The following is a 25197-nucleotide window of genomic DNA, read 5'->3' as shown; positions in this document are numbered from 1 at the left end:
AAAATGAAAAAACATTTAAAAAATTTATTGAAAGTGATGACTACATTTTTGAAGCTAGCGAAGTAAAACCAATAAAAACCAATTTTTATTCATTAAAAAACACTTTATTAAAAGAGGTGAACGGAAAAATAGAAAAAATAAATTTTTCAGAACTTTTCGAGGAAAATGTTACAGCAAATGAGGTTGCTCGTAAAACAGTCTATTTTAATGAAAAATTATATGGTAATTATTCATTCGGAATTAATAGAATTAATCCAGAACCATTTGTTATTGAAAAAACACACATTCAAAGAGGGTGTAATGATATTATCAATTTTAATAACAGGCTTTTAATAGCTACTGCTAATGGTCTAAAAGAAATTAAAAACGAGACGTTAATACCAGTAGTTTTTAAGAATACAGCTTTTAAAAAATCAATTTTAAGTTTAAATAAAATTGATGACTCGCATATATTAATTAATACAGATGGTTTTGGGTCATACATTACAGATTTGCAAACTGTAACTCCTTTACATTTAACCGAGTATTTAATTGTTGAAGAAGCGTTTGTTGATAATAATGTTTTATGGTTAGCAACTAATTCTGGGGTCTTAAAATTTAAAAAAAATAACGACTCATTTCAGTTTGAAAAACGCTTTAGTATGAGTGATGGTTTACCAACAAACCATATAAACACATTATATGTAGATAATGTAAACCTTATTGTAGGGACTAATAATGGTATAGCTATTTTACCAAAAAATCAAGTTAGTAAACCGCAATTATTAGATATCTATATAGAAAAGGCTAAGTATAATGATGAAGCAATTAATGCTAATGGTTCAGCTTTTAAATATCAAGATAATAACAATGTAAATTTTACGGTTTCTAATATCGATTTTTCAGAGAATCAGTCTAATTTTTCTTATAATTATAAATTAGAGCCTATTCATAAAGACTGGATAAGTTCTAAAAACAATAACTTTAATTTTAACGATTTACAACCTGGTAATTATACCTTTAATGTAAAACTTAATGACATTGAAAAAAACTTAAATTTTAAAATACAACCCTTATGGTGGCAAAATCAATGGGTTAGATTATTAGCGCTATTATTATCTGTGTTTTTAATTGTTTTAATGTCTAGATTTTTCTTAAAAAGATCGCAACAACAAAAAAACCAAAAAATAATTGAAGATAAGCGCATTTCAGAATTACAACTTACTGCGCTAAGATCTCAAATGAATCCTCATTTTGTATTCAACTCTTTAGCAGCAATACAGTATTATATAAATAATAATGAAATTGAAGCATCAGAAAAATATTTGGTTAAGTTTTCTAAGCTTATTCGTCAATTCTTCGAATTATCCAAAGAGACAGAAATTAGTTTAACAGAAGAGATTAAACTCATTAAAAACTATCTTGATATTGAAAAATTAAGATTTAAAGAAAATTTTGAATACAGTTTTAATGTAGATAAAAATATAAATTTAAATACAGTAAAATTACCTACGATGCTATTACAACCAATAGTAGAAAACGCTATAAATCATGGTGTGTTTAATAAAATTGATAATGGAAAAGTAACCATTAACATTAACTTAATTTCTAATAACAGTATAAAAGTAGAAATTATTGATGATGGTGTTGGATTTATAAACACCCAAAAAAGAAATAATAAAAAAGTGAAGTCTTCTAATGTTTTAGAAGACCGATTAAAATATTTAAATCAATCTGGATTATGGAACATATCTTATGAAGAAGAAGAGTTACATCCAGATTTAAAAGATAAAGGAAACAAATCAACCTTTAAAATTACCCAATTGTAAATTTATGAAAACACAGTTAACAGCTATATTAATTGATGATGAAATTTCTAATCTAAAAGGATTAGAACAAAAACTAGGCAAATTATTTCCAGACATAATTATTCAACATACGTTTCAAAAACCAGAAGAAGCCATAAAGTATCTTTGTAAATCACAACCAAGTTTAGTGTTTTTAGATATTGAAATGCCTAGAATTAATGGTTTTGAACTATTAACAAAATTAAAAGAAATTAATTTCCAAATTATATTTGTTACTGCTTACAGTGAATATGCGATAGAAGCATTTAAGCAAAATGCTGTAGATTATATATTAAAACCTATAGATAATCAAGATTTGGTTGTAGCTGTAGATAAGGCTAAAGCATTTATAAAAGCGAAAACAGATGCTGTGAGTAATCATAAACTGGTTAGCCTTTTATCTGAAAATATTTCGAGTAATAATAAAATTATTGTACCAACAGCAAAAGGTATGTCTTTTATCCCTAAAGAAGAAGTGATGCATCTAGAAGGCTATGAAGGTTATACTAAAATCCACTTAACTAATAACACCACAATTATTAGCTCTTATAATTTAGGCAAGTTTGAAAAGTTATTATGTATTAAATTCTTTAAATGCCATAAGTCTCATATTGTCAATTTAGAAAAAGTTAGACATTTCGAAAACGAAGGTTATTTAGTTTTAGAAAACAGACAGCGCGTACCAATATCTAGAGCTAATAAAAAAGAGTTTTTAAACATATTTAATTAAGGATATATTTTGTTTTTCTTCTAATAAATTTAATACGGTTTTAACAATTCACAAGTCAGTAATCATCCTCTTTAACGACTTAAATTAAAATTAGTCTAGGATGTATACAAATAAATTAAGAGTTTTAACTACCACTTTAAGTATCCTTTTTTTATTAACGTTTTATGTTAGCAATTCGCAGAATAATGAATCTTCATCTAAAGAATTAAAGCATTTTACAAATTTAATAGCTTCTATAAATAGTAAGATACAATCATCAGAATTAGAATATATTGATAAAAATTGGAAACCTGAATATGAAATCATGATTTTAGAATTGTTTTATTTTAAAGTCAATGATGCATTACTTAGTAATAAATTATTAAAATTATTAGAAAAAAATACAAACCAAACATTTGGTTATGACTTTAATGCTTGGTACCAATGGATTTGGAATAAGGAAGAAAACTTAATTCCAGAATACCATAAATTTAAAGCAGAAATGCATGCTAATATTGATTATCACTTTTCAAAATATTTTGCAAATAGACAAGAAGATAGTCAGCGTACTATTAGATTAGATGAAATTCGTTGGGGAGGTGTTTTGCAAGATGGTATTCCGCCACTGCGAAGCCCAAAAATGACAACTGCTGTGCAGGCTACTTATCTAGATGATGATAATGTCGTTTTTGGTATTGAAGTTAATGGTCAATTTAGAGCCTACCCAAAACGTATTTTAGCATGGCATGAAATGTTTACTGATACTATTGGAGGAATTGAGGTTGCAGGTGTATATTGTACGCTTTGTGGCACTGTAATCTTGTATAAAACAGAACATAACGGAGTAAAATATAAAATAGGAACCAGTGGTTTTTTATACCGATCTAATAAATTGATGTATGATGAAAAAACACAATCTTTATGGAATACTTTATGGGGTAAACCTGTTGTTGGACCATTAGTAGGAAAAGGTATAGAACTTGAATACTTAAGTGTAGTAACAACAACTTGGGGAGATTGGAAAAAAAGACACCCTAAAACAAAAGTATTAGATATTAATACTGGTTTTAAAAGAAATTATAATGAAGGTATTGCATATCAAAATTATTTTGCAACAGACGACTTAATGTTTAATGTACCTAAAGTTGATACTAAATTAAAGAACAAGCAGTCTATTTTAGCTATTCGTTTTCCAGAATCTCAAGAGAATCCATTAGCTATTTCAGTAAAATATTTAAAAAAACATGCTATTTATCAAGATAAAATTGGTGACCATAAATTTGTAGTATTTACAGATAAAACTGGAGCTAATCGTGTGTTTGAGGCTGGAGAAATACTATTTTTAAAATACGATAAAATAAATACTGCGACTGATAATAAAGGTCAAGAATGGACTGTGTATGAAGACAGATTAGAAGACAATAACGGAACTGTTTTAAAACGAATTAATACATTTAATGCGTTTTGGTTTGGTTGGAAAGCGTCATACCCAAAGACACGATTAGTAAAATGAGAGTCTTTTTTTAATAGATTATATTTAAAACTATAATGCTGTTCTTCTGTTGTATATGCGTTTAATAATTGATTAATGCTATTACAGTATTAAAATCGTGAGTAATTTCTCCAGATAAGACAATTCCAATAATATGTCTAATCTAAAAAAAAAGGTGTCTAGTTTTAGATAACCAAAAGCATGTCCCAATATCTAAAGCTTATAAAAAACCGTTATAAGCTTGTTCAAATAATTTCTAATAGTTATTTGCTAAAAAACCGATAATAGAATGAAAGCTCCTCTTTATTCACTCAAAACTACAGCTTAGCGAATAGTGTGTTTTATACTATTAAAGACCTATTACATTTGAATTGTTATTATACTTTATCATTAAAATCCTTAGTTTTTTTAAAAAAATCACTGAGGATTTTTTAATAATAAGGGTAACAAAATTCACACTAAATGTATGTAAGTGTAAATAATTAATATTAAAACAATTAAATCTACTAAATTATGAAACTTTTTAAAACAAAACTTAAACTTATTATTGGCTTAATGCTAGTGCTTGGTTCACTCTTTACGTCATGTAATCCAGATGATTCAGATAATGGACTATCAGACTCTAATACCAATCCAGAATCTCAAATAGATTTAGGGACAAGTATCCAACGCGATTTTATGGGTAGAATTGTAGATCAATCTAACTTACCAGTGGATAATGCAGTGGTTACCATTGGGTCTCAAATTGTAACTACGGATACAAACGGTATATTTATTGTTAACAGTGCCAATGTAAAAGAACGACAAGCCTTTATTGTTGTAGAAAAAACAGGTTATTTTAAAGGGATGCGATCTGTAGTCCCAACAGAAGGAACTAACAACATTAAAATCACTTTAATAACACAAAATTTAGTATCTACAATAACCTCTGGGTCTAGTAATGATGTTACTTTGCCAAACGGAACAAAAGTAACTTTTGATGGTAATTTTAAAGACGATAACGGAAATGCATATTCTGGAAATGTAGACGTCTATCTATATCATTTAGAGACTTCAAATCCAGACATAAATACAACAATGCCAGGAAGTTTACAAGCAGTAAACGAAACAGGTAACGAGCGTGTTCTAGAATCTTACGGTATGTTAAATGTAGAATTACGAGGTGCTGCTGGTCAAGAATTAAATATTGCAGATGGATCTGTTGCAAAAATAGAATTGCCTGTAGATCTAGCACAAATGAGTATTGCGCCTACAACAATACCACTATGGCATTTTGATGAGGTTAATGGGTATTGGGTAGAAGAAGGACAAGCAACATTAGTTGGTAATAAATATATTGGTGAAGTATCTCATTTTTCTTGGTGGAATTGTGATGCACCTTTTCCAACAGTAGACTTATGTTTAAATGTTGTAGATGCCTCAAGTAATCCTGTATCAAATGCTTTAGTCGAGTTATGGAGAAGTGGTGCAACTTATCCTAATATAGGAATCTCTAATGGAAATGGCGAAATATGTGGTTTAATTCCGGCTAACGAAACACTAACATTAAAAGCATTTGATCAATGTGGTGTAGAAGTTTTTAGTACTACAATAGGGCCTTTTTCTACAGATACTAATTTAGGTAATGTAGTTATGCCAGCTGTAACTGCTACAATTATTACAGGTAACCTTATAGATTGTTCTAATACAAATATCGTAAATGGTTATGTAGCTATTAATTACGGAAATGATTACTCAACTGTAGATGTTGTAAATGGTAGTTTTTCTTTAAGTGTAATACAATGTGCTTCTTTACCAACATTTACTTTAGAAGGTTTGGACTTTGATACGTTTCAATCAACTACAGTGCTTCCTTTTAACTTTAGTAATGCTAATGTTGGTAATATTATTGCTTGTTCTACAGTTACAGAATTTGTATCGATACAAATAGATAATGACCCAGTAGATTATTTTTTAACTAATTTTAATGCAGGTTCAAATGGTAGTACAACTTCTTTTGGTATTAGTACTCAAACGACTACTGCTAGTTTGATAATATTAGGAGGATCAACTACTCCTGGTACATATATGAGTACTGGAGTTTCAAATTTTTTATTTGAATTTGGTATAGACCAGGATTTTAATGTTCCAGATACTTTACAATATACGCTTAATAACTTTGGTGTAATTGGAGGGTATATAGATATGAATATCGCAGGAGATTATACTGATAACAGTGGTGTAGTTAGGACATTGTCTGCTTCAGTACATGTTATTAGAGATCATTAAAAATAAATATTATAAAACAAAAAAAGAGGCTTCAAAAGAAGCCTCTTTTTTATTTTTTTGCACCTCCAAGATGAAGGCAGTCTTTTAAACTTTGTATACCATTAAATGGTACAGGTGTTTTTATGTAGCCATAAGTACTATCTAATTCTTGCGATAAATTTCTGTCATCCACATTTACCTCTACGTCGCTCATTTTAAGCTCACAAGGATGCTCATATCCAGCAGCATGTGTAATCTCTACTAATTCTTTTCTAAAGCTCTTAAAATACTGTGCAGCTCTAACCGATTTTAAAGTAGGATCAATACCATTTTGCAACCATTTATTTTGTGTAGCAACTCCTGCTGGACATTTGTTAGTATGGCAAATTTGTGCTTGTATACAACCAATACTCATCATTGCTTCTCTTGCAACATTTATAACATCTGCTCCCATTGCAAAAGCCATAGCAGCTTTAGCAGGAAAACCAAGTTTACCACTTCCTATAAATACAATACGCTCGCTTAATCCTTTGTCTTGAAACAGCTTATATAAGTCTGTAAACCCATATACCCAAGGTAAACTAACATGGTCTGCAAAACTTGGAGGTGCAGCACCAGTGCCACCTTCGCCACCATCTACAGATATAAAATCTGGACCTTTACCAGTTTTCACCATAATATCTGCCAGTTCTTCCCATTGTTCTAGTTTTCCTATTGCAGCTTTTATACCAACTGGTAAACCTGTTGCTTCAGCTATAGTTTCTACAAAATCTAATAATTCTGGTACGTTAGAAAACGCCTTATGGTTTGGAGGCGATAATACAGTTTTACCAACTTCAACACCTCTAATTTTAGCAATTTCGGGTGTTATTTTAGCACCTGGTAACACACCACCTTTTCCTGGTTTAGCACCTTGAGACAGTTTGACTTCAATAGCGCGAACAAACGGGTTGTCTTCTACTAATTTTACCATTTTTTCCATAGAAAAACCACCATCTTCTGCACGTACACCAAAATAGCCTGTTCCAAAATGAAACACCACATCGCCACCATAACTGTGGTAAGGTGATAAACCACCTTCACCAGTATTATGGTAAGCATCAGCCATTTTAACACCTTTATTAATTGATTCTACAGCTTTTGCAGATAGTGAGCCAAAACTCATTGCAGAGACGTTTATAACAGACGCTGGACGATAAGGACGTTTACGTTTGTTGTATTCTCCCATTACTTTTGCACAAGGCAAAAAACTTTTATCTTTAACATGTGGATGATCGCCTTTAACCTCATAAGGCATCATGGCATTATTTATAAAAATATGATGATGCGCGTAAATGTCTCTGTCTGTACCAAAACCCTCGTAGTTATTTTCGTTTTTTGAAGACGCATAAATCCAACCACGCTCTATGCGGTTAAATGGTAATTCTTCTCTATTGTTAGCCACAAAGTATTGTCTAATTTCTGGTCCAATACTCTCAAACCAATAACGTATATGTCCAACAATAGGAAAGTTATGACTAATAGTGTGGTTTTTTTGAAAAATATCTCGAAGCGCAATAAAAATTAAAACAATAATAATCCACAGCCACCAAGAGATAGAAGAAAGAAAGGTTAAAATAGTATCCATAAATTTTTAAAGGTTTTTTCAAAAATAAGGATAATCTTTAATAAGATATTAAATACTCTTACAAAAAAAACCACTGTTACGAGTAACAATGGTTTTTCAAAAGTATAATAAATTGATTAATAGCATTAGCAAGGTATATTGAATTTATAGCTTAAACAATACGTACTCATGTAGATTTATACGTACTAGTACGTAGTAGTGGCTTGTGTTTAAAATGTTTATAATGAGAGTATTATGTCTTTATTGTCGTTTATCCATATGGAGAGCGCATCTAAGTTTGACGCCAGGTTGAGCTTATTTAGAATATTTGTTCTATGTTTTTGTACAGTTCGCAATGAGATAAGTAGAGACTCAGAAATGTCTTTAGAGGTATTGCCTTGAGCAATGAGTCTTACTATGGTTCTTTCCGAAGGAGATAATAGCTTTATTTTTTCTAGTTCTGGAGAAATTTCACTTTCAAAAACGGTATTAAACGTTTTGCTAAAATAATTTTTACCATTTTTTATGGCTTCAATGCAGTTTTGTATTTCAGTAAATGGCTCGTCCTTTAATAGATATCCTGAAATATTTAAGTTATTTGCTTTATAAATAAACCTGCTTTCTTTGTGAGATGTTAATACAATAAATTTAGTTTTTAAATCTTCATCTTCACATTTTTTAATAATTTCAAAACCCGTAAGTAGCGGCATTTCAATGTCTAAAATAGCTATATCTGGATTTAGTTTGGTTATTAGTTCTAGTGCTAAGGCACCATTTATAGCAGATCCAACAACTTTATAGTTGTTAGCGCATAACTCTTCAGTTAAGCCTTTTAATAACATTGGGTGATCGTCTGCTACTACAATTTTTAAGTTTTTAGACATTACTTAATGGTATTTTTACGGTAATTATTGTGCCTTGATTTGGTTTACTGTCTATTGTTAATTCGCCTTTTAATATACGAATACGCTCGTAAATAGTTTTAAGACCTAAGCTGTTTTTTTTCTTAGCATTAGTAATATCAAAACCTTTTCCATTGTCTTGGATTACTATTACTATATCATCATTATCCTTATTAACAGCTATAGAAATGGCTTTTGCTTCAGCATGTTTTAAACAGTTATTTATACACTCTTGAATAAACCTGTAACAATTTAATGTTTGGTCTTCGTTAAAATAATTATCAATTTTAGCAATATCTCCAGAGATAAATAACTCGGTTTGTTCATCTACATCCAAAATTAATTGTTCTATGCTTTCAGTTAATCCTAATTGTTTTAATAATGGAGGATATAAACCACGAGAAATAGCACGCACTTCTTCTAAGGTGTTGTGAGTGAGTAAAGTAATATCCTCTTGCTTTGTTTTTTGAGCTTTCTTTTTAATGAGTGTAAGTTGCTGGCTAATGCTATCGTGTAACTCTCTAGCTATGCGTTTACGCTCATTCTCTTGAGATTGTATTAAACCTTGCGAGAATTCTTGTTGCAAAATTTTTCTTTGTTTTGCTTGATAAAGTAACCATAATAAAAAACTAATTATAGCAATAGAAACTATGGTGAAAAACCACCAGGTTTTATAGAAAAATTCTTTGCTATTTATTTTTATAAATAAAGATTCACCAACTTTATTACCAGAAAAATTTTCGGCTTCAATTTCTAATACGTAATCTCCAGAGGCTAGATTAGGAAACTGTATACTGTTTTTGTTTTTTAATGCAGTCCAACTTCTATTATCTAATCTATATTTATAAGTGTAGCCTTTGTCTACTGCATTACAGTATTTTAGTCCAAAATCAATATCTAATGTTCTATTTTCAGATGGTAAGTTTATAGTAGGATTATTATCTAAGTTTTGTCTGTTAAAATTGTTTTCAAAACGTTTTTGTTTTTTGTTAAAATGTCTAACCTTTAATAAGGTAAGAGAAACACTATCGTTTTGGGTTTTTAAAATTTCAGGATCAAAATAATTTAATCCTCCAATTGAGCCAACAAATAATCCGTTTTCGGTTTTTAGAGCACTAAAGCGATTCGCTTCATAATGACTAAAACCGTCTTTTTCAGAGAAGCGTGTTTTGCTTTTGTCTTTTGTGTTATACGCTACATAACCATTAAAGGTGTTAATCCACCAGGTGTCTTTGTCAAATAATATGGTGGCTATACCTGCTTTTAACTCATCTTTATAAAGCGTAGTAATTTTTTTGCTTTCAGGATTAAAACTATAAATAATTCCAGATCTTGAACCTAGTAAATAACCATAGTCTTTACGGTAATCACTCATTAATAAATATGGGTCTTCCAGTGTATTCTTATCATTATAAAAAGCACTTTTTTTAGACTTAAAATTATAGGTAAGTAAGCCTTTACTTGTTGCTGCAATAATTAAATTGCTATTGTCTAAAGCATGTAAGTCTGATATGTCTAAAGAGTCTGTATTTAGTAATTTACTATGTTCTTCAGTTTTAGTATTAAATTGCATTAAACTGTATCCATTTGTACCATAAACAATTATACTATCGTTAATTTTTAGCGGAGAAATAGATGGATAATGCTTAAAGCTTTCTATGGTTCTTGTTTTTCTGTTTATTTTTAAAATTCCAGCATTTCCATTACTCCAAATAGTAGAGTCTTCTATAATTAAGTTTGTAGATGAGGTAGTAAATGTCTTGCCGTTTCTTGTTAGTTTATATGGTGTAACGGTATTTAATATTGGGTTTATTTTGTACCATCCTTTATTTTCGGTAGCAAGTAAGTAGTTAGAGGAGTCTAATGGTTTTATACTTCTATGCTCTGCATTTGGTAGATAGTTTTTAATTGTTTTATTTGGAAATTTTAGATAATATAATGTTCCATTGGTGGCAATCCATACTTCTTTTTTTAAATTTTTATAAGCCACTTTTATACCATTTGTTGCTTTAATTTCTAACTTATGTTCTTCTTTTAAAAGGTTGTTTTTTAAGGTGCTAATCGTTAACAATTCTTCAGTAGAAGAAAATATTAGCGCATTACCATTAGCGTCATTAACTGTATTTAGATGAATGTTAGGTAAGCTATTGTTTTTTACAATTTCTAGGCTTTTTTTAGCTTCATTTATTTTATAAAGATTTGGGTTTTTGTAGAGAAACGCATAATGTATATTATTTAAAAAAAATACTTCGTCTATTGTAATTTTTTCTTGAACCCTATATGTTGCAGCCTCTACAGTATCTATTGACTTTATTAAAGTACCATCCCATTTAAATACTTTAGTATCAAAATTATCATCAGAAATTAAAATAAAGTCTTTAAAAGGAGTGATGCGACTAGAACTCTCCATTAAAAATTTAGTTTCAGAACTTGTAAAATTAAATAATGTAGAAGACGATAAATTTGAGTCTAACTTTTTTAAAGAAATAGTTGTTCCTTTTTGCGATAATATATAATCTTTTCCATCGTAGCTAAATATTTTTGATAAACCATCTAAATTAGAGTCTTGGTCTTCAAGATTAACAGGTTTAAATCCTGTTGTAAAGGGATTAAAAAGTAATAACTTATAACCATCATTTAGCATAACAACTATGTAAAATTGGCCATCTTTTCTTTTGTAAATTTGTAATACACTTAATATTGGGTTTTTATAATCTGGTAAGTTAATGTTGTGAAACATATTACCATTAAAGCGTTGTAGCACTAGTTTTCTATCACTAAGTATTATTGTGCGACTGTCTAAATTACTGCCACCAATCCATAGAAAACCATCATTATCATAACATATACTGTGTATGTTATCGATTTCAACACCATCTTGCTTGGTGAATTTTTTTTGATGTAACATGTTTGATTGCGCATACGATACTACAGAGAAAAAGAAAAGTAAGTAGAGAATACCTTTATTCATATAGAATAATAGTGAATTAGTTTTTTTTGATAATAGCACTGTAAATATATTCAAAAAAAACCAACTAGCCATTTCATTATAATTGTTCATAATTATTAATAAAACCAAAGGTTAGAAACCTATACAATTCTTATTTTTACAGTCTAAATAAAAGCACAATTTGGAAAAATATTTAAGTCAGTTAAACGAAGCACAATACGAACCTACGGTTCAAAAAGAAGGACCTATGATTATTATCGCAGGAGCAGGTTCTGGTAAAACTCGTGTTTTAACCTATCGTATTGCTTACTTAATGAGTCAAGGTATTGATGCTTTTAATATTCTAGCACTTACGTTTACCAATAAAGCAGCCAAGGAGATGAAAGGCAGAATTGCTGATATTGTTGGTGATGGTGAAGCAAAAAATCTTTGGATGGGAACATTTCACTCGGTTTTTGCTAAAATTTTAAGGTTTGAAGGTCACCATTTAGGGTTCCCAAGTAATTTTACAATTTACGATACTCAAGATTCACAAAAACTTTTAGGATCCATTATTAAGGAAATGGGTTTAGAAAAGGATATCTACAAAACGAAGCAAGTTTACAGTAGGATTTCATCATACAAAAACAGTTTAATTACAGTAAAGGCATACTTTAAAAATCCAGAATTAATGGAAGCCGATGCCATGACGCGTCGTCCAAAAATGGGAGATATTTATGCAGAATATGTAAACCGTTGTTTTAAAGCAGGAGCAATGGATTTTGACGATTTATTGTTAAGAACAAACGAGTTGCTAACACGTTTTCCTGCAGTATTAGCAAAATATCAAGATAAGTTTCGCTACATTTTGGTAGATGAGTATCAAGATACAAACCACTCGCAATACCTTATAGTGAGAGCTCTTGCAGACCGTTTTCAAAACATATGTGTTGTTGGTGACGATGCGCAAAGTATTTACGCCTTTCGTGGTGCAAATATTAACAATATCTTGAATTTCCAGAAGGATTACGACGATGTTAAAATGTACCGATTAGAACAAAATTACCGTTCTACAAAAAATATTGTTGGTGCAGCAAACTCAGTAATTGAGCATAATAAAACGAAACTAGAGAAAATAGTTTGGACAGCTAACGATGAAGGAGACAAAGTAAAAGTACACCGCTCGTTAACAGATGGAGATGAAGGACGTTACGTTGCAAGTACCATTTGGGAAGAAAAGATGAACAAACAATTACTTAACAGCGATTTTGCTATCTTGTATCGTACCAATTCGCAATCGCGTGCTATGGAAGATGCCTTGCGTAAACGAGACATACCTTATCGTATTTATGGTGGTACTTCATTTTACCAACGTAAAGAGATAAAAGATGTTACAGCTTATTTGCGCTTAATACTTAACTCTGCAGACGAAGAAGCATTAAAACGTGTTATTAATTATCCAGCACGTGGAATAGGGCAAACAACTATAGATAGGCTAGTAGTTGCAGCAAATACTACTGGTAAAACTATTTTTGGCTTGTTAAAAGAAATTGATACAGTTGCTATTAATATAAATAATGGTACTAAAAATAAGCTAAGAGATTTTGTAACTTTAATAGAAAGTTACCAAGTAATGAACCAGACTGCAAACGCTTTTGATTTAGCAGAATATGTTACTAAAACCAGTGGCTTAATAAGAGAGTTTAATAAAGATGGCACACCAGAAGGTGTAATGAGACTTGAAAATGTTGAGGAACTCTTAAATGGTATTAAAGATTTTGTTGAAGGCCAATTAGAAATTGCAGATTCTAAAGACGATTTAGCAGAGTTTTTAGAAGACGTGGCTTTGGCTACAGATATGGATGGAGATAAAGGAGATCCAAATCATGTAGCATTAATGACCATTCATTCATCTAAAGGCTTAGAATTCAATCATGTATTTGTTGTAGGTCTAGAAGAGGATCTGTTTCCAAGTGCCATGAGTATGAACACGAGGAGCGAATTAGAAGAAGAAAGACGATTATTTTACGTAGCTTTGACAAGAGCAGAGAAAAAAGCGTATTTAACATATGCACTTTCTCGCTATCGTTGGGGAAAATTAGTAGATTCTGAACCAAGTCGTTTTATTGAAGAAATAGAAGACGAGTTTTTAGATATTATTACACCAATTGAAGAGCGTCGCATCAATCCAATGTTATCAGCAGATATTTTTGGAGATGTAGCACCAAATAAAATTAGATTTAAAAAAGCAGTACAACCAAAATTCCAGAAAAAAGTGGCAAAGAAGAAAGAACCAGTAAACTTTGAAATAAGTTCCCCAAAAAAAATGAAAAAAGCTTCAGAAATTGAAGCACCAGCAGACGCAAATCTATTTGGAGGAGAACTTGTAGTTGGTAATAGAGTAAAACATTTAAAGTTTGGTAGAGGAGAAGTGTTAAAAATTGAAGGAAAAGGAACAGATTTAAAAGCAGAAATTAATTTCGAGTTTGGAGGACTTAAAAAACTGTTACTTCGTTTTGCTAAATTGCAGATTATTGGGTAACTCTAAAATTCAATTTATTACTGTATTTATTCTCTTTTTGTCATTAAACATTAGTGCGCAATCGTTAGATTTCTATAAAAATTTAATATCTACAGACACTGATTCAGTTTTATCTTTACTTAAAGACTCGGGTTATAAGGTTGTAGAAGAAATTCCTAATGAAGACTGTTTGGGTTATAAACTCAATAACGATAAAACAACAGTTTTATATAATGTATGCAATTATGACGATGGTACTATAATAACCCTAAACGTTATTGAAAGCGACCTAGAAAGAGTATATAATAGATTTAATGACGCAAATAGTGACGTAACAATGAAATCTAAGATTTCAACTGTTGGAGCTAACACTTCTTTTGTATTTGAGAATGATTCATTAGAAATGTTTTTTGTCTTTAATCATTTCGACAATATCCACTACATGGAAATTTCTAATGCTAATCGTTATGAAAGTATCAAGAAGTTATTAGAATCTAGTTCTGATTTTAATTCAGAAACCAATGGAATCTCTCTTTTAAGAAAAATTCTTAACGAAACTAATTCAAAAGGCGAATCATTAGAGCAAGTGCTTAAAGATTCTGATATTAAATCTAATTTTAACATCTTCAATTATGAAGAGGCAACTAATTATATAGAAGACTTAAGAAATTTAGAGCAATATACCGATCTCAAGAACTTAGTTAATAATAATTTATTGTCAGATGAATTTTATGTAAAAAACATTAAAGCATCATTTTTAAAATTTACTAAATGGCTTCAAATTGAAAATAACTATAATGAGCGTTTTGAAGAAGGTTTATTCAAAATAGCCATAGAGAATAATCAATTTAATTCTCTAGTTATGTTTAAGTATATTATTGACTCAATAAAAAATAAGAAAGAAAATTAATATTTTATTCAGTTACTGTTTGCTGTAAATAACTAATGTTGCGCTTCAATAAACGCTTTTAACTTTGTCCAAGTATCTAATAAATTATCACCTTCCCAACCATGACCTTCATTTGGATAAAATGTAAATTCGTGTGTAACTCCTAAAGTAGTAAGTTTAGCATCCATATCTATACCTTGCGAGCTTGGTATTAATGGATCCATTCCACCATAAAATAAAATGGTTGGAGGCGAAATAGCTTCTACTTGATGAAATGGGCTGTATAACTCTGCAAATTCTACAGAAGGCGTAACACCAAAAAACAGAAAAGCAGGAGTAACTATCGAAGTATAAGCAGTATCTGTAAAATTAGTAGGACCAACTATACTTGCTACCATATTTATATTATTCTGGGAGTCATAATCATAACTCCATAACAGAGATAAATGTGCACCAGCACTTACACCAACAAAACCATATTCTTGAGAAATTATATAGTTATTTTGATTTGTTTTTAAATGATTTATTACAGCACTAATATCGTTTAGTTGCATAGGAAAAGGAGATACACCTTGTGATGCCAAACGGTAATTAATATTTACAATAGCATATTCTGCTAACTCTATTTGCGCGAGGTCTTTATAAGGATCCATACTTGCTTTGTCGCCAGAAGTCCAACCACCACCATGAACAAGAATTAAAACTTTTGTGTTCTCGTCTCTATTTTCTGGTAAATAAATATCGTAAACTTGAGTGCTGTCACTGCCATAAGCTACATTAAGCATTTGGGTAGCTTCTACAGGAGCGTTTGTGTCTTGAGGTTCTGTTGTGTTATCTATATTATTATTATTATCTATAGAATTATCAGAATCTTCAGAGCACGAAAAACTAATTATAAATAGTGATATAGCAAATAAAAAAGGAGTGGATATTTTTTTCATAAACAAAATAGTATTTACTTTAGTAAACGTTAGAGCAAGGTAGTTATTATGGCTGAATTTATTAAAATTTACGAAGAAAATCCTAATCCTAAAGCAATTAGAAAGGTAATAGACGTTTTAAAACAAGGCGGATTAGTAATATTTCCTACAGATACCGTTTATGGTTTAGGTTGCGATATTAATAATAATAAAGCCTTAGAACGTATTGCAAGAATTAAAGGCGTAAAGCTGGAAAAGGCAAAACTCTCTTTTATATGTCACGATTTAAGTAATTTAAGCGATCATGTAAAGCAAATAGATACATCGACTTTTAAAATTTTAAAACGAGCATTACCTGGACCTTATACCTTTATATTGCCAGGTTCTAAATCATTACCATCTGTTTTTAAAAAGAAAAAAGAAGTTGGTATTCGTGTTCCAGAAAATAACATCACATTAGAAATTGTAAAAGCTTTAGGAAACCCTTTAGTTTCTACATCTATTAGAGATGAAGACGAAATTTTAGAATATACAACAGACCCAGAATTAATTCTTGAAAAATGGGATAAGCTCGTAGATATAGTAATAGATGGTGGTTATGGTGGAAATGAAGCCTCTACAATTGTAGATTTATCTGGTGATGAGCCTGTAGTTATTAGAGAAGGAAAAGGAAGTTTAGATATATTATAATTATAAAAAATGAATATTAAATTAATTTTTAAGTTTGTATTAGATGCCCTTTTTCAGATGTGGATTTTTTGTTTTGCACTTACCGTTTTATGCTTTTTACTTTCTTTAGTTAGTAAAATAGTGAATCCAGATACCAAGAATTTAGAATGGAATAGTTTAACTATTTTAGGCGTATTTTTACTTGTGTTCTCTGTTATCAATATTTTGGCTTTAAAAAGAAGAGCTAGAAATAAAAAACTTAATTAACCAATGAAATCAACTAATAATTATATTAATTATGTCGAGTTTAAAGCTAATAATTTAGAGGTAGTAAAATCTTTTTACACTAAAGTCTTTGGTTGAAAATTTACAGATTATGGTGTTAATTATGTCGCATTTGAAGGCAGTGGTATTACTGGTGGTTTAAAAAAAAACAGACAATACTATTGTAAATGGAGCATTAATAGTAATTTATAATGAAGACTTAAACCTTGCTAAAGCAAAAGTTATAGAATTTGGTGGTGAAATTAAAGTAGATATATTTTCTTTTCCTGGAGGTAGTAGGTTTCAGTTTTTAGATCCATCTGGGAATGAGATTGCTGTTTAGAAAACTGACGCGTAAAAGCGTAAAATAATCTTAATTTTAAGACTTAAACACCACAAAAACGGCATTAAAGATTGCTCGTTCATTCTTATTTAATAAATAATAACACGTGATTACTTCACAGTTTTAGTAGTATCCTTTCGCTTTTACTGCAAAAGATATAGCTGAATGCCAGACGCTATTTTATTTTTTCAAAATAAGGTTAACGCCATAAAAAAGCCCAATCTTTCGATTGAGCTTAATAATATTATTCTAGAAATATAATTATCCTTGTTTAGAAAGTTCTTTCATTTCTGTTTCAATCATTTCATAGAATTGATCGATTTTTGGAAGAATGTATATTTTAGTTCTACGGTTTATTGCTCTATTTTCAGGAGAGTCATTAGTAACTAAAGGTAAATGATCTCCACGTCCAGCAGCTATTAATTGTTCTGGTTTAACGCCTAAACTTTGTAGCGCTCTAACTATTGCAGTACTACGCTTTACACTTAAATCCCAGTTATCTAAAAGTACACCGCTTCTATAAGGTACATTGTCTGTATGGCCTTCTACCATTGCTTCAAAGTTAGGCTTGCTATTAATTACTGTAGCAACTTTACCTAAAATCTCGTTAGCTCTAGAAGAAATATTATAACTTCCTGTTGTAAATAATAATTTATCAGATAAGGAGATAAAAACAACACTCTTTTCTACATTAATTTCAATGTCTGAATCGTTTAAACCTACTTCTTTTTTAAGACTACTAACTAAAGCTAGTGTTACACTATCTTTTTTAGTTAATGCATCTTGTAATCTAGAAATACGTAAATCTTTTTCTTTTAAACTTTCTAAAGATTTTTCAACATTTCTAGCACCTTGAGCAGTTAAAACAGTCATGTCTTTAGTGCTTTCTATTAATGCTAGGTTATTTGTTTTCATGTCTGCAAGGCGTTCTCTTAATTCTTTTAAACGCGCAGCAGAAGCAGCTTCATCTGCTAAGCACTTATTAAGTTTAACAGTAGCTGTATTTAATAAATCTTGTGTGTTTTTGTGTTTTTCTTCAAGTGCTAAAAAATCTTTTTTAGACACACATGAACTTAAAGTTAATAGTGCTAAAGCACCAAATACCAATAGTTTTTTCATAATAATTATTTAATAAAATTAAATTTTACATGCCAAAAATAGCTAATTTTAATATGTTAAAAGCAGTATTAACAAAATTTTTACTAAAAGACTTATAAATCTAAAAAACGTTGCTTTTTATCAATAAAATAAGACCATACGATAGATTTTACTTTAAAGTGTTTTGTTTTCTGTGGAAGCATTTTTCGTTCTTTTAATAGCTTAGGCAACATACCATAAAAACGAATATGTGCTTTTAAAATTGCAAAAATATGTGCAAATTTTAATTCGAATAAAAATTTAACAGCAGCTAAACCGTCTAAAGTCATTCTAATAAAGAGCATTATAAAAAGAGATCCAGATACATTTTTAGTTAATGTTGCCAGACTATTTCTAAAATTTAAATATGTTTTTTTAGGATTGGTGCTACTCAAAGTTGCTCCTCCAACATGATATACTGTAGATTGCCAAACATATTTAGAGGTGTAGCCTAAATTATGAGCGCGCCAACACAAGTCTATTTCTTCCATGTGTGCAAAAAACGATTCGTCAAAGCCATTTAAGGAATTAAAAACATCTTTTCTAATAAAAAAGCATGCTCCAGAAGCCCAAAATATTTCAGAATCTTTGTTGTATTGTCCAGTATCTTCTTCAATAGTATCGAAAATGCGACCACGACAAAACGGATAGCCATATTTATCTATAAAACCACCAGCAGCACCAGCATATTCAAAATGTGTTTTCTTATTATAATCTAATATTTTGGGTTGAATAATAGAAGTGGTTTTTTCAGTTTTAAAAGTGTTAAGAATAGGAGTGAGCCAATTTTTAGTGACTTCAATATCGCTATTTATCAAACAGAATATATCTTCATCTAAATGTTTTAAGGCATCATTATAACCTTTTGCATAACCACCATTTTCTTTGTTCTGTATTATTTTAACTTGAGGAAATTTGGCTTTTAAGAATGATACAGAATCGTCTGTAGATGCATTGTCTGCAACATAAATAGTGGCTTCCTGAGAATAAGCAATAACAGATGGTAAGAACTTTTGTAAAAGTGCTTTTCCGTTCCAATTTAGTATGACTACTGCTATTTTCAATATTTAAAAATTATAAGCGTTATTCTATTCTTTCAATTTTATCTTTATTATTTCTATCTCTACCAATCTCATCTATCAATTTACTTGGATTAGGTTGGTTTTTTTTCCATGTGTTTTCTAAATATTTATACAGTAAATAGCAGGTTAAAATACCAAATGGTATCATTAATAAGCCTAAACCAATATCATTAAACTCATCAAAAAATCCAGGAGAAATAATTTCTGCAATAATTCCAATGATAAGACCAAACAATATCGTTCCAGCATAGTAAGATACAATCCCTAAAATTGCAAATCCCCATTCACTTTTATTATACTCTCCAGCTAATTTGTAGAAATATTTACCTACCCAATACAATAATATTAATCCTAACATATCTTTACTTTATTATTAATTATCTGCTTTTTTAATATTTAAGTTTATTGTGAATACTACAAACCATACTTTGGAATATCTTCATGTAAATGTTTTAGAGCATCTTTATAACCTTTTACATAACCTCCGTTTTCTTTGTTTTAACAATACTTTTAAGTTCCATTTAAGAATTGCGATAGCTATTTTTAAGTGTAGTTGTGTTTTTTAAATAAAAGGCAAAGTTAATCAACCAAAATAAGATAGAACTTTCTATTAATCTTTGAAACAAGCCTATATAATTTCCGTTAGGATTTCCTGATAGCAGGATGCTAAACAAAATAGCTATACTAGCACAAACAAAAGAAATAAGAGAAATGCTTTTACCGTTTTTCCATTTTTTAATACCTAAACCAATTAAAATTAAACTAATAGGAACAATCAAATAGGTCAATGTACCAGAGGTGTTATGAATAATTTGCGAAATTGTTGGGTCAATTAATTCTTTGTTACATCCAGAATCGCAAGGAAAAACAGCAACAATAATATTTCCAATTCCATAAAAGACACCAAACAAAATCAATCCTATTTTTGCGAGGTTAGATTTAGGTAAAGTTTGTATTGCCGAGAAAGAAAAAGCCGCAATAAGAATACCACTTGGTATATAGCCTAGAAACCTAAGATAAGTTCCATATGGTGTGTCTATTGCAAAACCTTCACTAATAAACTGTTGTATGTGATTATAGTTTTCGAACTGTAATCCACCTAAAATTGATGGAATTATAAATAAAATTGAGCCTATTATTCCAAACCAAAAAACAGCTGTTTTATTCATCTTTTTTATAATTAGGAATATCTTGTAAGAAATTATACTTCTCATTTTCAAAATCCATTACACAATAATAATGATTTAATCCATTAGTCACCATTAAATACGTTGTATTTAATGCTAAATTATAACGCGCGACTTGATCGAAAGTATCTTGTTTAATTTTTATTTTAGGCGCTTTACACTCAACAATTAAGTGTATGCTGCCATCTGTATTAAAAATTACGATGTCATAACGTTTTTTTAAATCGTTGATTTTAAGTTCTTTTTCAACATTAATAAGCGATTTCGGGTAACCTTTTACTTCCATTAAATACTGCACGCAATGTTGCCTAACCCATTCTTCGGGTTGTAAAATCACAAATTTTTTACGAATAGCATCGAATATAGATACTTTATTTTCGCTATTTTTGAATCGGAACGAATATGTAGGAAAGTTTAATTCTTGCACTGTACAAATTTATAACTATAACGTCACTTCGAGTGATTTTTGATAAAAAATTTTATTGAGAAGTTCTCGATACTTCGGCACAAAGCCTCAACTCGAACTGATAATGAAATGAAATTACAATTTTGGACGAAGTAAAACAATTAGTCACAGACATAAAAAATAAAAAGCTTTCACCTATTTATTTACTAATGGGAGAGGAAGCTTATTATATTGATAAAATATCAGATTTTATTCAAAATAATGTTTTAGCCGAAGAAGAGAAAGGTTTCAACCAAATGGTATTGTATGGTCGCGATGTTACAATAGAAGATATAGTTGGTAATGCCAAACGTTTTCCAATGATGGCAGAACGACAAGTAGTTATAGTAAAAGAAGCTCAAGATTTATCGCGTACTATCGATAAATTAGCAGAGTATGCTAAAAACCCACAACCATCTACTGTTTTGGTGCTTTGTTATAAATACAAAAGCGTAGATAAACGCAAAGCAGTTTACAAAACCATTAAAAAAACTGGTGTTGTTTTCGAGAGTAAACGTTTGTATGATAATCAAGTTCCAGATTGGATTAGAAGAACCTTATCTACAAAAGGCTATAAAATAGCACCAAAAGCATCACAAATGCTAGTAGAGTTTTTGGGTACCGATTTAAGTAAAATTAATAACGAATTAGAAAAACTTCAAATTGTTTTACCTGAAGGTTCAGAAATCACACCATTACATATTGAAGAAAATATAGGTATAAGTAAAGATTATAATAACTTTGAATTACGAAAAGCTATTGGTGCTCGAAATGATGCAAAAGTATTTAAAATAGTAAATTATTTTGGTGATAACCCAAAAGATAATCCAATGGTAGTAACAGTTTCGTTACTATTTAATTTCTTTTCACAATTGTTGCAATTGCATGGCATGAAAGATAAATCACCTAGAAGTGTGGCTTCTGTTTTACGCGTAAACCCATATTTTGTAAGCGAGTATTTAGATGCTGCTCGTAATTTTCCAATGCGAAAAGTTAGTGGAATTATAGCTGTTATTCGTGAGTTCGATTTAAAAAGTAAAGGTGTAAACTCTAATGCTGTGCCTCAAAAAGATTTATTGAAAGAGCTCCTCGTTCGCATTTTAAATTAAAACGTTTATGTACATTAAATACACTTTAATTGTTTTACTATTATTAATCTTTTCTTGTAAAACTACACAAACACTTCCAGATCCTTTAGAAGCAGGTTGGGAAGGAGAAAAAGTATGCGAAGTATTAAGCGAAACCAAAAAACAACGCGTTTTAAAATGTGTTTTCCCTCCAAATGTAGGTCACCAAAAGCATTACCATAAACCACATTTTGGTTATACATTAGCTGGAAGCATTTTTAAAATTACAGACAATAAAGGCACACGAGATGTGCCTGTTACAACAGGTGTTAATTGGGTTAAAACAGAATTAAGCGAGCACGAAGTACTTAATATTGGAGATAGTACTGCTTTATTTCTAATTGTAGAACCAAAGTAATATTTGTTTTAAATTAAACTTTAGCATTTAACACCTAATAATTAGTAATAATTTTAGTGTATTAATTTGGTATGAAATTTGGGTTACAGTTAACAATAACTAAAAACATTTAGTAATAAAAAGTACAATCATGAAATTACAATTACTGCTATGCGTTATCTTATTAACGTCTTGTCAATCTGTTAAAAACGCTGCTATAATTGATAAAACGATGCTAAGTAATAAAACAGAACTAAATGGTATTTGGGCTTTAAATAGTATTAATGGTGAAGCATTAAATACTAAAATTTTAATTAAAAAAGCAATATTAGAATTAGATATTTCTAATAACCGTGTTTCTGGTAACGATGGTTGCAATAGATTTACAGGTAAAATAGATAAGGTTGATACTTTGGTATTAGTGTTTTCGAAATTTATAGGCACAGAAATGGCATGTCCTAATATGGAAGTTTCTTCAGCAATTAATCAAGCATTGCGTCAAGTACAATCTTATAAAATTGAAGATTCTCAACTCTTTTTATACGATGCTAATAAAAAGGAAGTTCTTAATTATAAGCAAGATCTAAAAAAAAGATATTAAATTAGTACTGCACGATATTTGGGCTTTAGAAGCTGTTAAAGGAGAAGAAATAGACCTTAATAAGTACAATAAACATCCAAATTTAGAAATTAACCTCACTACTAGTAGCGTTTTAGGAAACGATAGCTGTAATAATTTTTTTGGAGACCTTAAAACAGTAGATAATAATAGATTAGCATTTAATGCTTTAGCAGGAACAAAAATGGCTTGCCCTAATATTACGTTGTCTAACGCTATTAAAAAGGCTTTGGCTGAAACTCAAGCATATAAAATTGAAAACCTTAAATTGTTACTTTATAATACTAAAGGCGAAGAGTTGCTGCGATACAAAAAGGTAGACTAAAGCTTACTTTACTTTTAAGTCTTTATCTCAAAAAAAATATTTTAAAGCTATATTATAGACTAAATAAAAAACGCCTTTTAATTAAAAGGCGTTTTTTATTATTTTCTAAAAATAAGTTTACTTACAAGCATTATATTCTTCTATAATATTGATAAGGTTTTCAACATTTTTTAAATCGAACTCATTGTTACCTAAATCTTCAGAAAGTGATTTGCAATCGTCTTTTAAGAATTTAGCAAAGGCTGTAGATATTTTTTCGTTGTTACGTCCATCTATCATAAAACCTGCGTCTTTATTTTTAAACTTAATAACGTAAATGCCTTCGTCTCCAGGTTTAACTAATAATTGATGACCATTTATTTTTTTAACTTCTTTGTAAAAGTACGAGTTGTTAAAACCAAGACTTGCAGCATTAGATAATTTTTTTAATGCGTTTCCTTTAGTTTTCATACCATAAAAACAAGTGTTTTCGCCTTCAATTTCTGTACAAAAAGTAGCGCCTTGTTTTGCCATTAATTTTTTAGTACGTGTTTTCCCTTTTTCGTTTTTGTATTTTACGTTAACCGTTTTTCCATAGTTATCTATAACATCTAAATCTGCCATTCCGCTTTCACGTTGGCTATCGTCAATTACTAATGCTTCAAAAACGGCATAAATTGTACCATTATAAACTACACCATCTTTATCTGTAACATTACCAGCAATACCATATAAGTTAGTACTGTTTTCTTTTGCAATCTTAATTTTTTCGTTTCGTAATTGTTTTCCTTTTGTTTTAGCTTCACGCCCTAATTTATAACCACGTCCAACCAATTCTTCAATAAAAATCTTTGCTTGAGAATTCGAGAAACGACCAGTCATCATGGTTTTAGAGCCGTAATCGTAAGAGAATTCTTCATCTGTGTATGTTTTTACTTTAGTTTCTGTACAAGTAGAACATCCAGAAGCCGTGGCAACTGTAATACCATCTAAATCTACAGCAACGTAGTTGCTACTGCGATTAGCATTCATTTGGTAAACAACTTTACCAACAATTTTTGTGCCTTGAGAGCCACCAAAAACAACTGTTCCGTTATCTTTTACATGTGGATTGTATGCACCAATAGCTTTTTGTCTTGCAGCAGCATCTGCTTTAGAAGCCACAACAGCTTTTGCGTATTTATCGCTTAGTTTTTCTCGTTCTTGCTCAAAAAAGGCAGTAATATTATCCGTTTTTAAACCACTAGCATCTAAAAGTTCGTATTTAGAACTTAACAGTTTAACAATTAGTTTAGTGGTGTTAAATGAAGTCATTAAAACTTCATAAGGAATTTCGGTTATTTTACCATCTGGTGATGTTATTTCTAACCATTGAAAACCTTCTAGGTTAGAAGCAGATAAGCCTTTAAAGGCAACATCGAATACTTTTTCGCCATCTAGTGTTTTAAACTTGTAAAAGTTACGTGTATCGTCGTCTACCATAGCAACAGATTTACCATCGATAGTTAAAAGTCCTTTTTTAAGCTTGATTTTTTGACCAAAAGTTAGTAATGGTAATACAAATAAAAGTGTAAAAATAATTTTTTTCATGTTTTGGGTTTATATGTTTAAAACAGGTTAGTCAATAAATATACCAAAGAAA

Annotated in this window: 22 protein-coding genes; 12 read left to right on the top strand and 10 right to left on the bottom strand. The window is 30.0% G+C overall.

The features are described 5' to 3' along the window. The 4 genes from Q0C58_RS02870 to Q0C58_RS02855 all read left to right on the top strand — a co-directional run. Window positions 1-1808: histidine kinase (locus Q0C58_RS02870; protein WP_290697252.1), on the top strand; the 1808-nt coding region annotated here is incomplete at its 5' end. A gap of 4 nt (window positions 1809-1812) precedes the next feature. After that, window positions 1813-2556 (top strand): LytTR family DNA-binding domain-containing protein, encoded by a 744-nt coding sequence (locus Q0C58_RS02865; RefSeq protein WP_290697245.1) that lies wholly within the window; start codon window positions 1813-1815, stop codon window positions 2554-2556. A 100-nt stretch (window positions 2557-2656) separates the two neighbouring features. Continuing rightward, entirely contained in the window at window positions 2657-4048 is a 1392-nt protein-coding gene (locus Q0C58_RS02860) for a DUF3179 domain-containing protein (protein ID WP_290697240.1), read from the top strand. Window positions 4049-4540: 492 nt separating this feature from the next. Next, entirely contained in the window at window positions 4541-6295 is a 1755-nt protein-coding gene (locus tag Q0C58_RS02855; RefSeq protein ID WP_290697237.1) for a hypothetical protein, read from the top strand. A gap of 49 nt (window positions 6296-6344) precedes the next feature. On the opposite strand, the gene Q0C58_RS02850 is transcribed toward Q0C58_RS02855, so the two are convergent. The 3 genes from Q0C58_RS02850 to Q0C58_RS02840 form a co-directional block, all read right to left on the bottom strand. Continuing rightward, window positions 6345-7901 carry an FMN-binding glutamate synthase family protein gene (locus tag Q0C58_RS02850; RefSeq protein WP_290697235.1) on the bottom strand — a complete coding sequence of 519 codons (1557 nt, stop codon included), beginning with the start codon at window positions 7899-7901 and terminating at the stop codon, window positions 6345-6347. A gap of 218 nt (window positions 7902-8119) precedes the next feature. Further along, the gene (locus Q0C58_RS02845; protein ID WP_290697233.1) at window positions 8120-8764 is read right to left on the bottom strand and encodes a response regulator transcription factor; all 645 of its coding nucleotides are present in this window, start codon (window positions 8762-8764) and stop codon (window positions 8120-8122) included. Next, the gene (locus Q0C58_RS02840) at window positions 8757-11690 is read right to left on the bottom strand and encodes an ATP-binding protein (RefSeq protein WP_290697231.1); all 2934 of its coding nucleotides are present in this window, start codon (window positions 11688-11690) and stop codon (window positions 8757-8759) included. The genes Q0C58_RS02845 and Q0C58_RS02840 overlap by 8 nt, the downstream gene beginning before the upstream one ends. Window positions 11691-11913: 223 nt before the next feature. Here Q0C58_RS02840 and Q0C58_RS02835 point away from each other — a divergent pair, with 223 nt between their 5' ends. Together Q0C58_RS02835 and Q0C58_RS02830 are read left to right on the top strand one after the other, a co-directional pair. Beyond that, window positions 11914-14253 (top strand): ATP-dependent helicase, encoded by a 2340-nt coding sequence (locus Q0C58_RS02835; protein WP_290697229.1) that lies wholly within the window; start codon window positions 11914-11916, stop codon window positions 14251-14253. Next, the gene (locus Q0C58_RS02830; RefSeq protein WP_290697227.1) at window positions 14246-15142 is read left to right on the top strand and encodes a hypothetical protein; all 897 of its coding nucleotides are present in this window, start codon (window positions 14246-14248) and stop codon (window positions 15140-15142) included. The genes Q0C58_RS02835 and Q0C58_RS02830 overlap by 8 nt, the downstream gene beginning before the upstream one ends. A gap of 32 nt (window positions 15143-15174) precedes the next feature. Here the strand turns inward: Q0C58_RS02830 and Q0C58_RS02825 are convergent, their stop codons facing one another. Further along, entirely contained in the window at window positions 15175-16062 is an 888-nt protein-coding gene (locus Q0C58_RS02825) for an alpha/beta hydrolase (RefSeq protein ID WP_290697221.1), read from the bottom strand. A gap of 48 nt (window positions 16063-16110) precedes the next feature. On the opposite strand from Q0C58_RS02825, the gene Q0C58_RS02820 reads away from it, so the two are divergent. Both Q0C58_RS02820 and Q0C58_RS02815 read left to right on the top strand, forming a co-directional pair. Next, window positions 16111-16731, top strand: a complete 621-nt coding sequence (locus Q0C58_RS02820) for an L-threonylcarbamoyladenylate synthase (RefSeq protein WP_290697219.1) — start codon at window positions 16111-16113, stop codon at window positions 16729-16731. A gap of 9 nt (window positions 16732-16740) precedes the next feature. Continuing rightward, window positions 16741-16977, top strand: a complete 237-nt coding sequence (locus Q0C58_RS02815) for a hypothetical protein (protein ID WP_290697217.1) — start codon at window positions 16741-16743, stop codon at window positions 16975-16977. 601 nt (window positions 16978-17578) lie between these two features. Here Q0C58_RS02815 and Q0C58_RS02810 read toward each other — a convergent pair. The 5 genes from Q0C58_RS02810 to Q0C58_RS02790 all read right to left on the bottom strand — a co-directional run bounded on the left by Q0C58_RS02810 (window position 17579) and on the right by Q0C58_RS02790 (window position 21150). Then, on the bottom strand, window positions 17579-18436 hold the full coding sequence (locus tag Q0C58_RS02810) for an OmpA family protein (RefSeq protein WP_290697215.1): 858 nt from the start codon (window positions 18434-18436) through the stop codon (window positions 17579-17581). Between the two features lie 92 nt (window positions 18437-18528). After that, complete coding sequence (locus tag Q0C58_RS02805) at window positions 18529-19518, bottom strand: glycosyltransferase family 2 protein (protein ID WP_290697213.1); 990 nt, start codon at window positions 19516-19518, stop codon at window positions 18529-18531. Window positions 19519-19537: 19 nt separating this feature from the next. Beyond that, window positions 19538-19894, bottom strand: coding sequence for a hypothetical protein (locus Q0C58_RS02800; protein ID WP_290697211.1), 357 nt, complete (start codon window positions 19892-19894; stop codon window positions 19538-19540). 163 nt (window positions 19895-20057) lie between these two features. Then, a complete protein-coding gene (locus Q0C58_RS02795; protein WP_290697208.1) occupies window positions 20058-20705 on the bottom strand; it encodes a DUF998 domain-containing protein in 648 nt (215 codons plus the stop codon). Further along, window positions 20698-21150, bottom strand: coding sequence for a type I restriction enzyme HsdR N-terminal domain-containing protein (locus tag Q0C58_RS02790; RefSeq protein ID WP_290697205.1), 453 nt, complete (start codon window positions 21148-21150; stop codon window positions 20698-20700). Before Q0C58_RS02790 ends, Q0C58_RS02795 begins: the two co-directional genes overlap by 8 nt. A 122-nt stretch (window positions 21151-21272) precedes the next feature. Between Q0C58_RS02790 and holA the strand changes: the two genes are divergently transcribed. From holA to Q0C58_RS02770, 4 genes are all read left to right on the top strand, one after another. Continuing rightward, window positions 21273-22277 (top strand): DNA polymerase III subunit delta, encoded by a 1005-nt coding sequence (gene holA, locus Q0C58_RS02785; protein WP_290697202.1) that lies wholly within the window; start codon window positions 21273-21275, stop codon window positions 22275-22277. A 7-nt stretch (window positions 22278-22284) separates the two neighbouring features. Beyond that, window positions 22285-22653, top strand: coding sequence for a cupin domain-containing protein (locus Q0C58_RS02780; RefSeq protein WP_290697199.1), 369 nt, complete (start codon window positions 22285-22287; stop codon window positions 22651-22653). 130 nt (window positions 22654-22783) lie between these two features. Next, window positions 22784-23233, top strand: a complete 450-nt coding sequence (locus Q0C58_RS02775) for an META domain-containing protein (protein ID WP_290697188.1) — start codon at window positions 22784-22786, stop codon at window positions 23231-23233. After that, window positions 23229-23576 carry an META domain-containing protein gene (locus tag Q0C58_RS02770; RefSeq protein WP_366841156.1) on the top strand — a complete coding sequence of 116 codons (348 nt, stop codon included), beginning with the start codon at window positions 23229-23231 and terminating at the stop codon, window positions 23574-23576. The genes Q0C58_RS02775 and Q0C58_RS02770 overlap by 5 nt, the downstream gene beginning before the upstream one ends. A gap of 117 nt (window positions 23577-23693) precedes the next feature. Here Q0C58_RS02770 and Q0C58_RS02765 read toward each other — a convergent pair whose 3' ends face one another. Next, window positions 23694-25145, bottom strand: coding sequence for a hypothetical protein (locus Q0C58_RS02765; RefSeq protein ID WP_290697185.1), 1452 nt, complete (start codon window positions 25143-25145; stop codon window positions 23694-23696). Between the last annotated feature and the right edge of the window lie 52 nt (window positions 25146-25197).

This window comes from Lacinutrix sp. (assembly GCF_023299985.1).
Lineage (GTDB): Bacteria > Bacteroidota > Bacteroidia > Flavobacteriales > Flavobacteriaceae > Lacinutrix.
The sequence above is the reverse complement of the archived record's forward strand: the minus strand, read 5'-3'. Positions and strand labels throughout refer to the sequence as shown.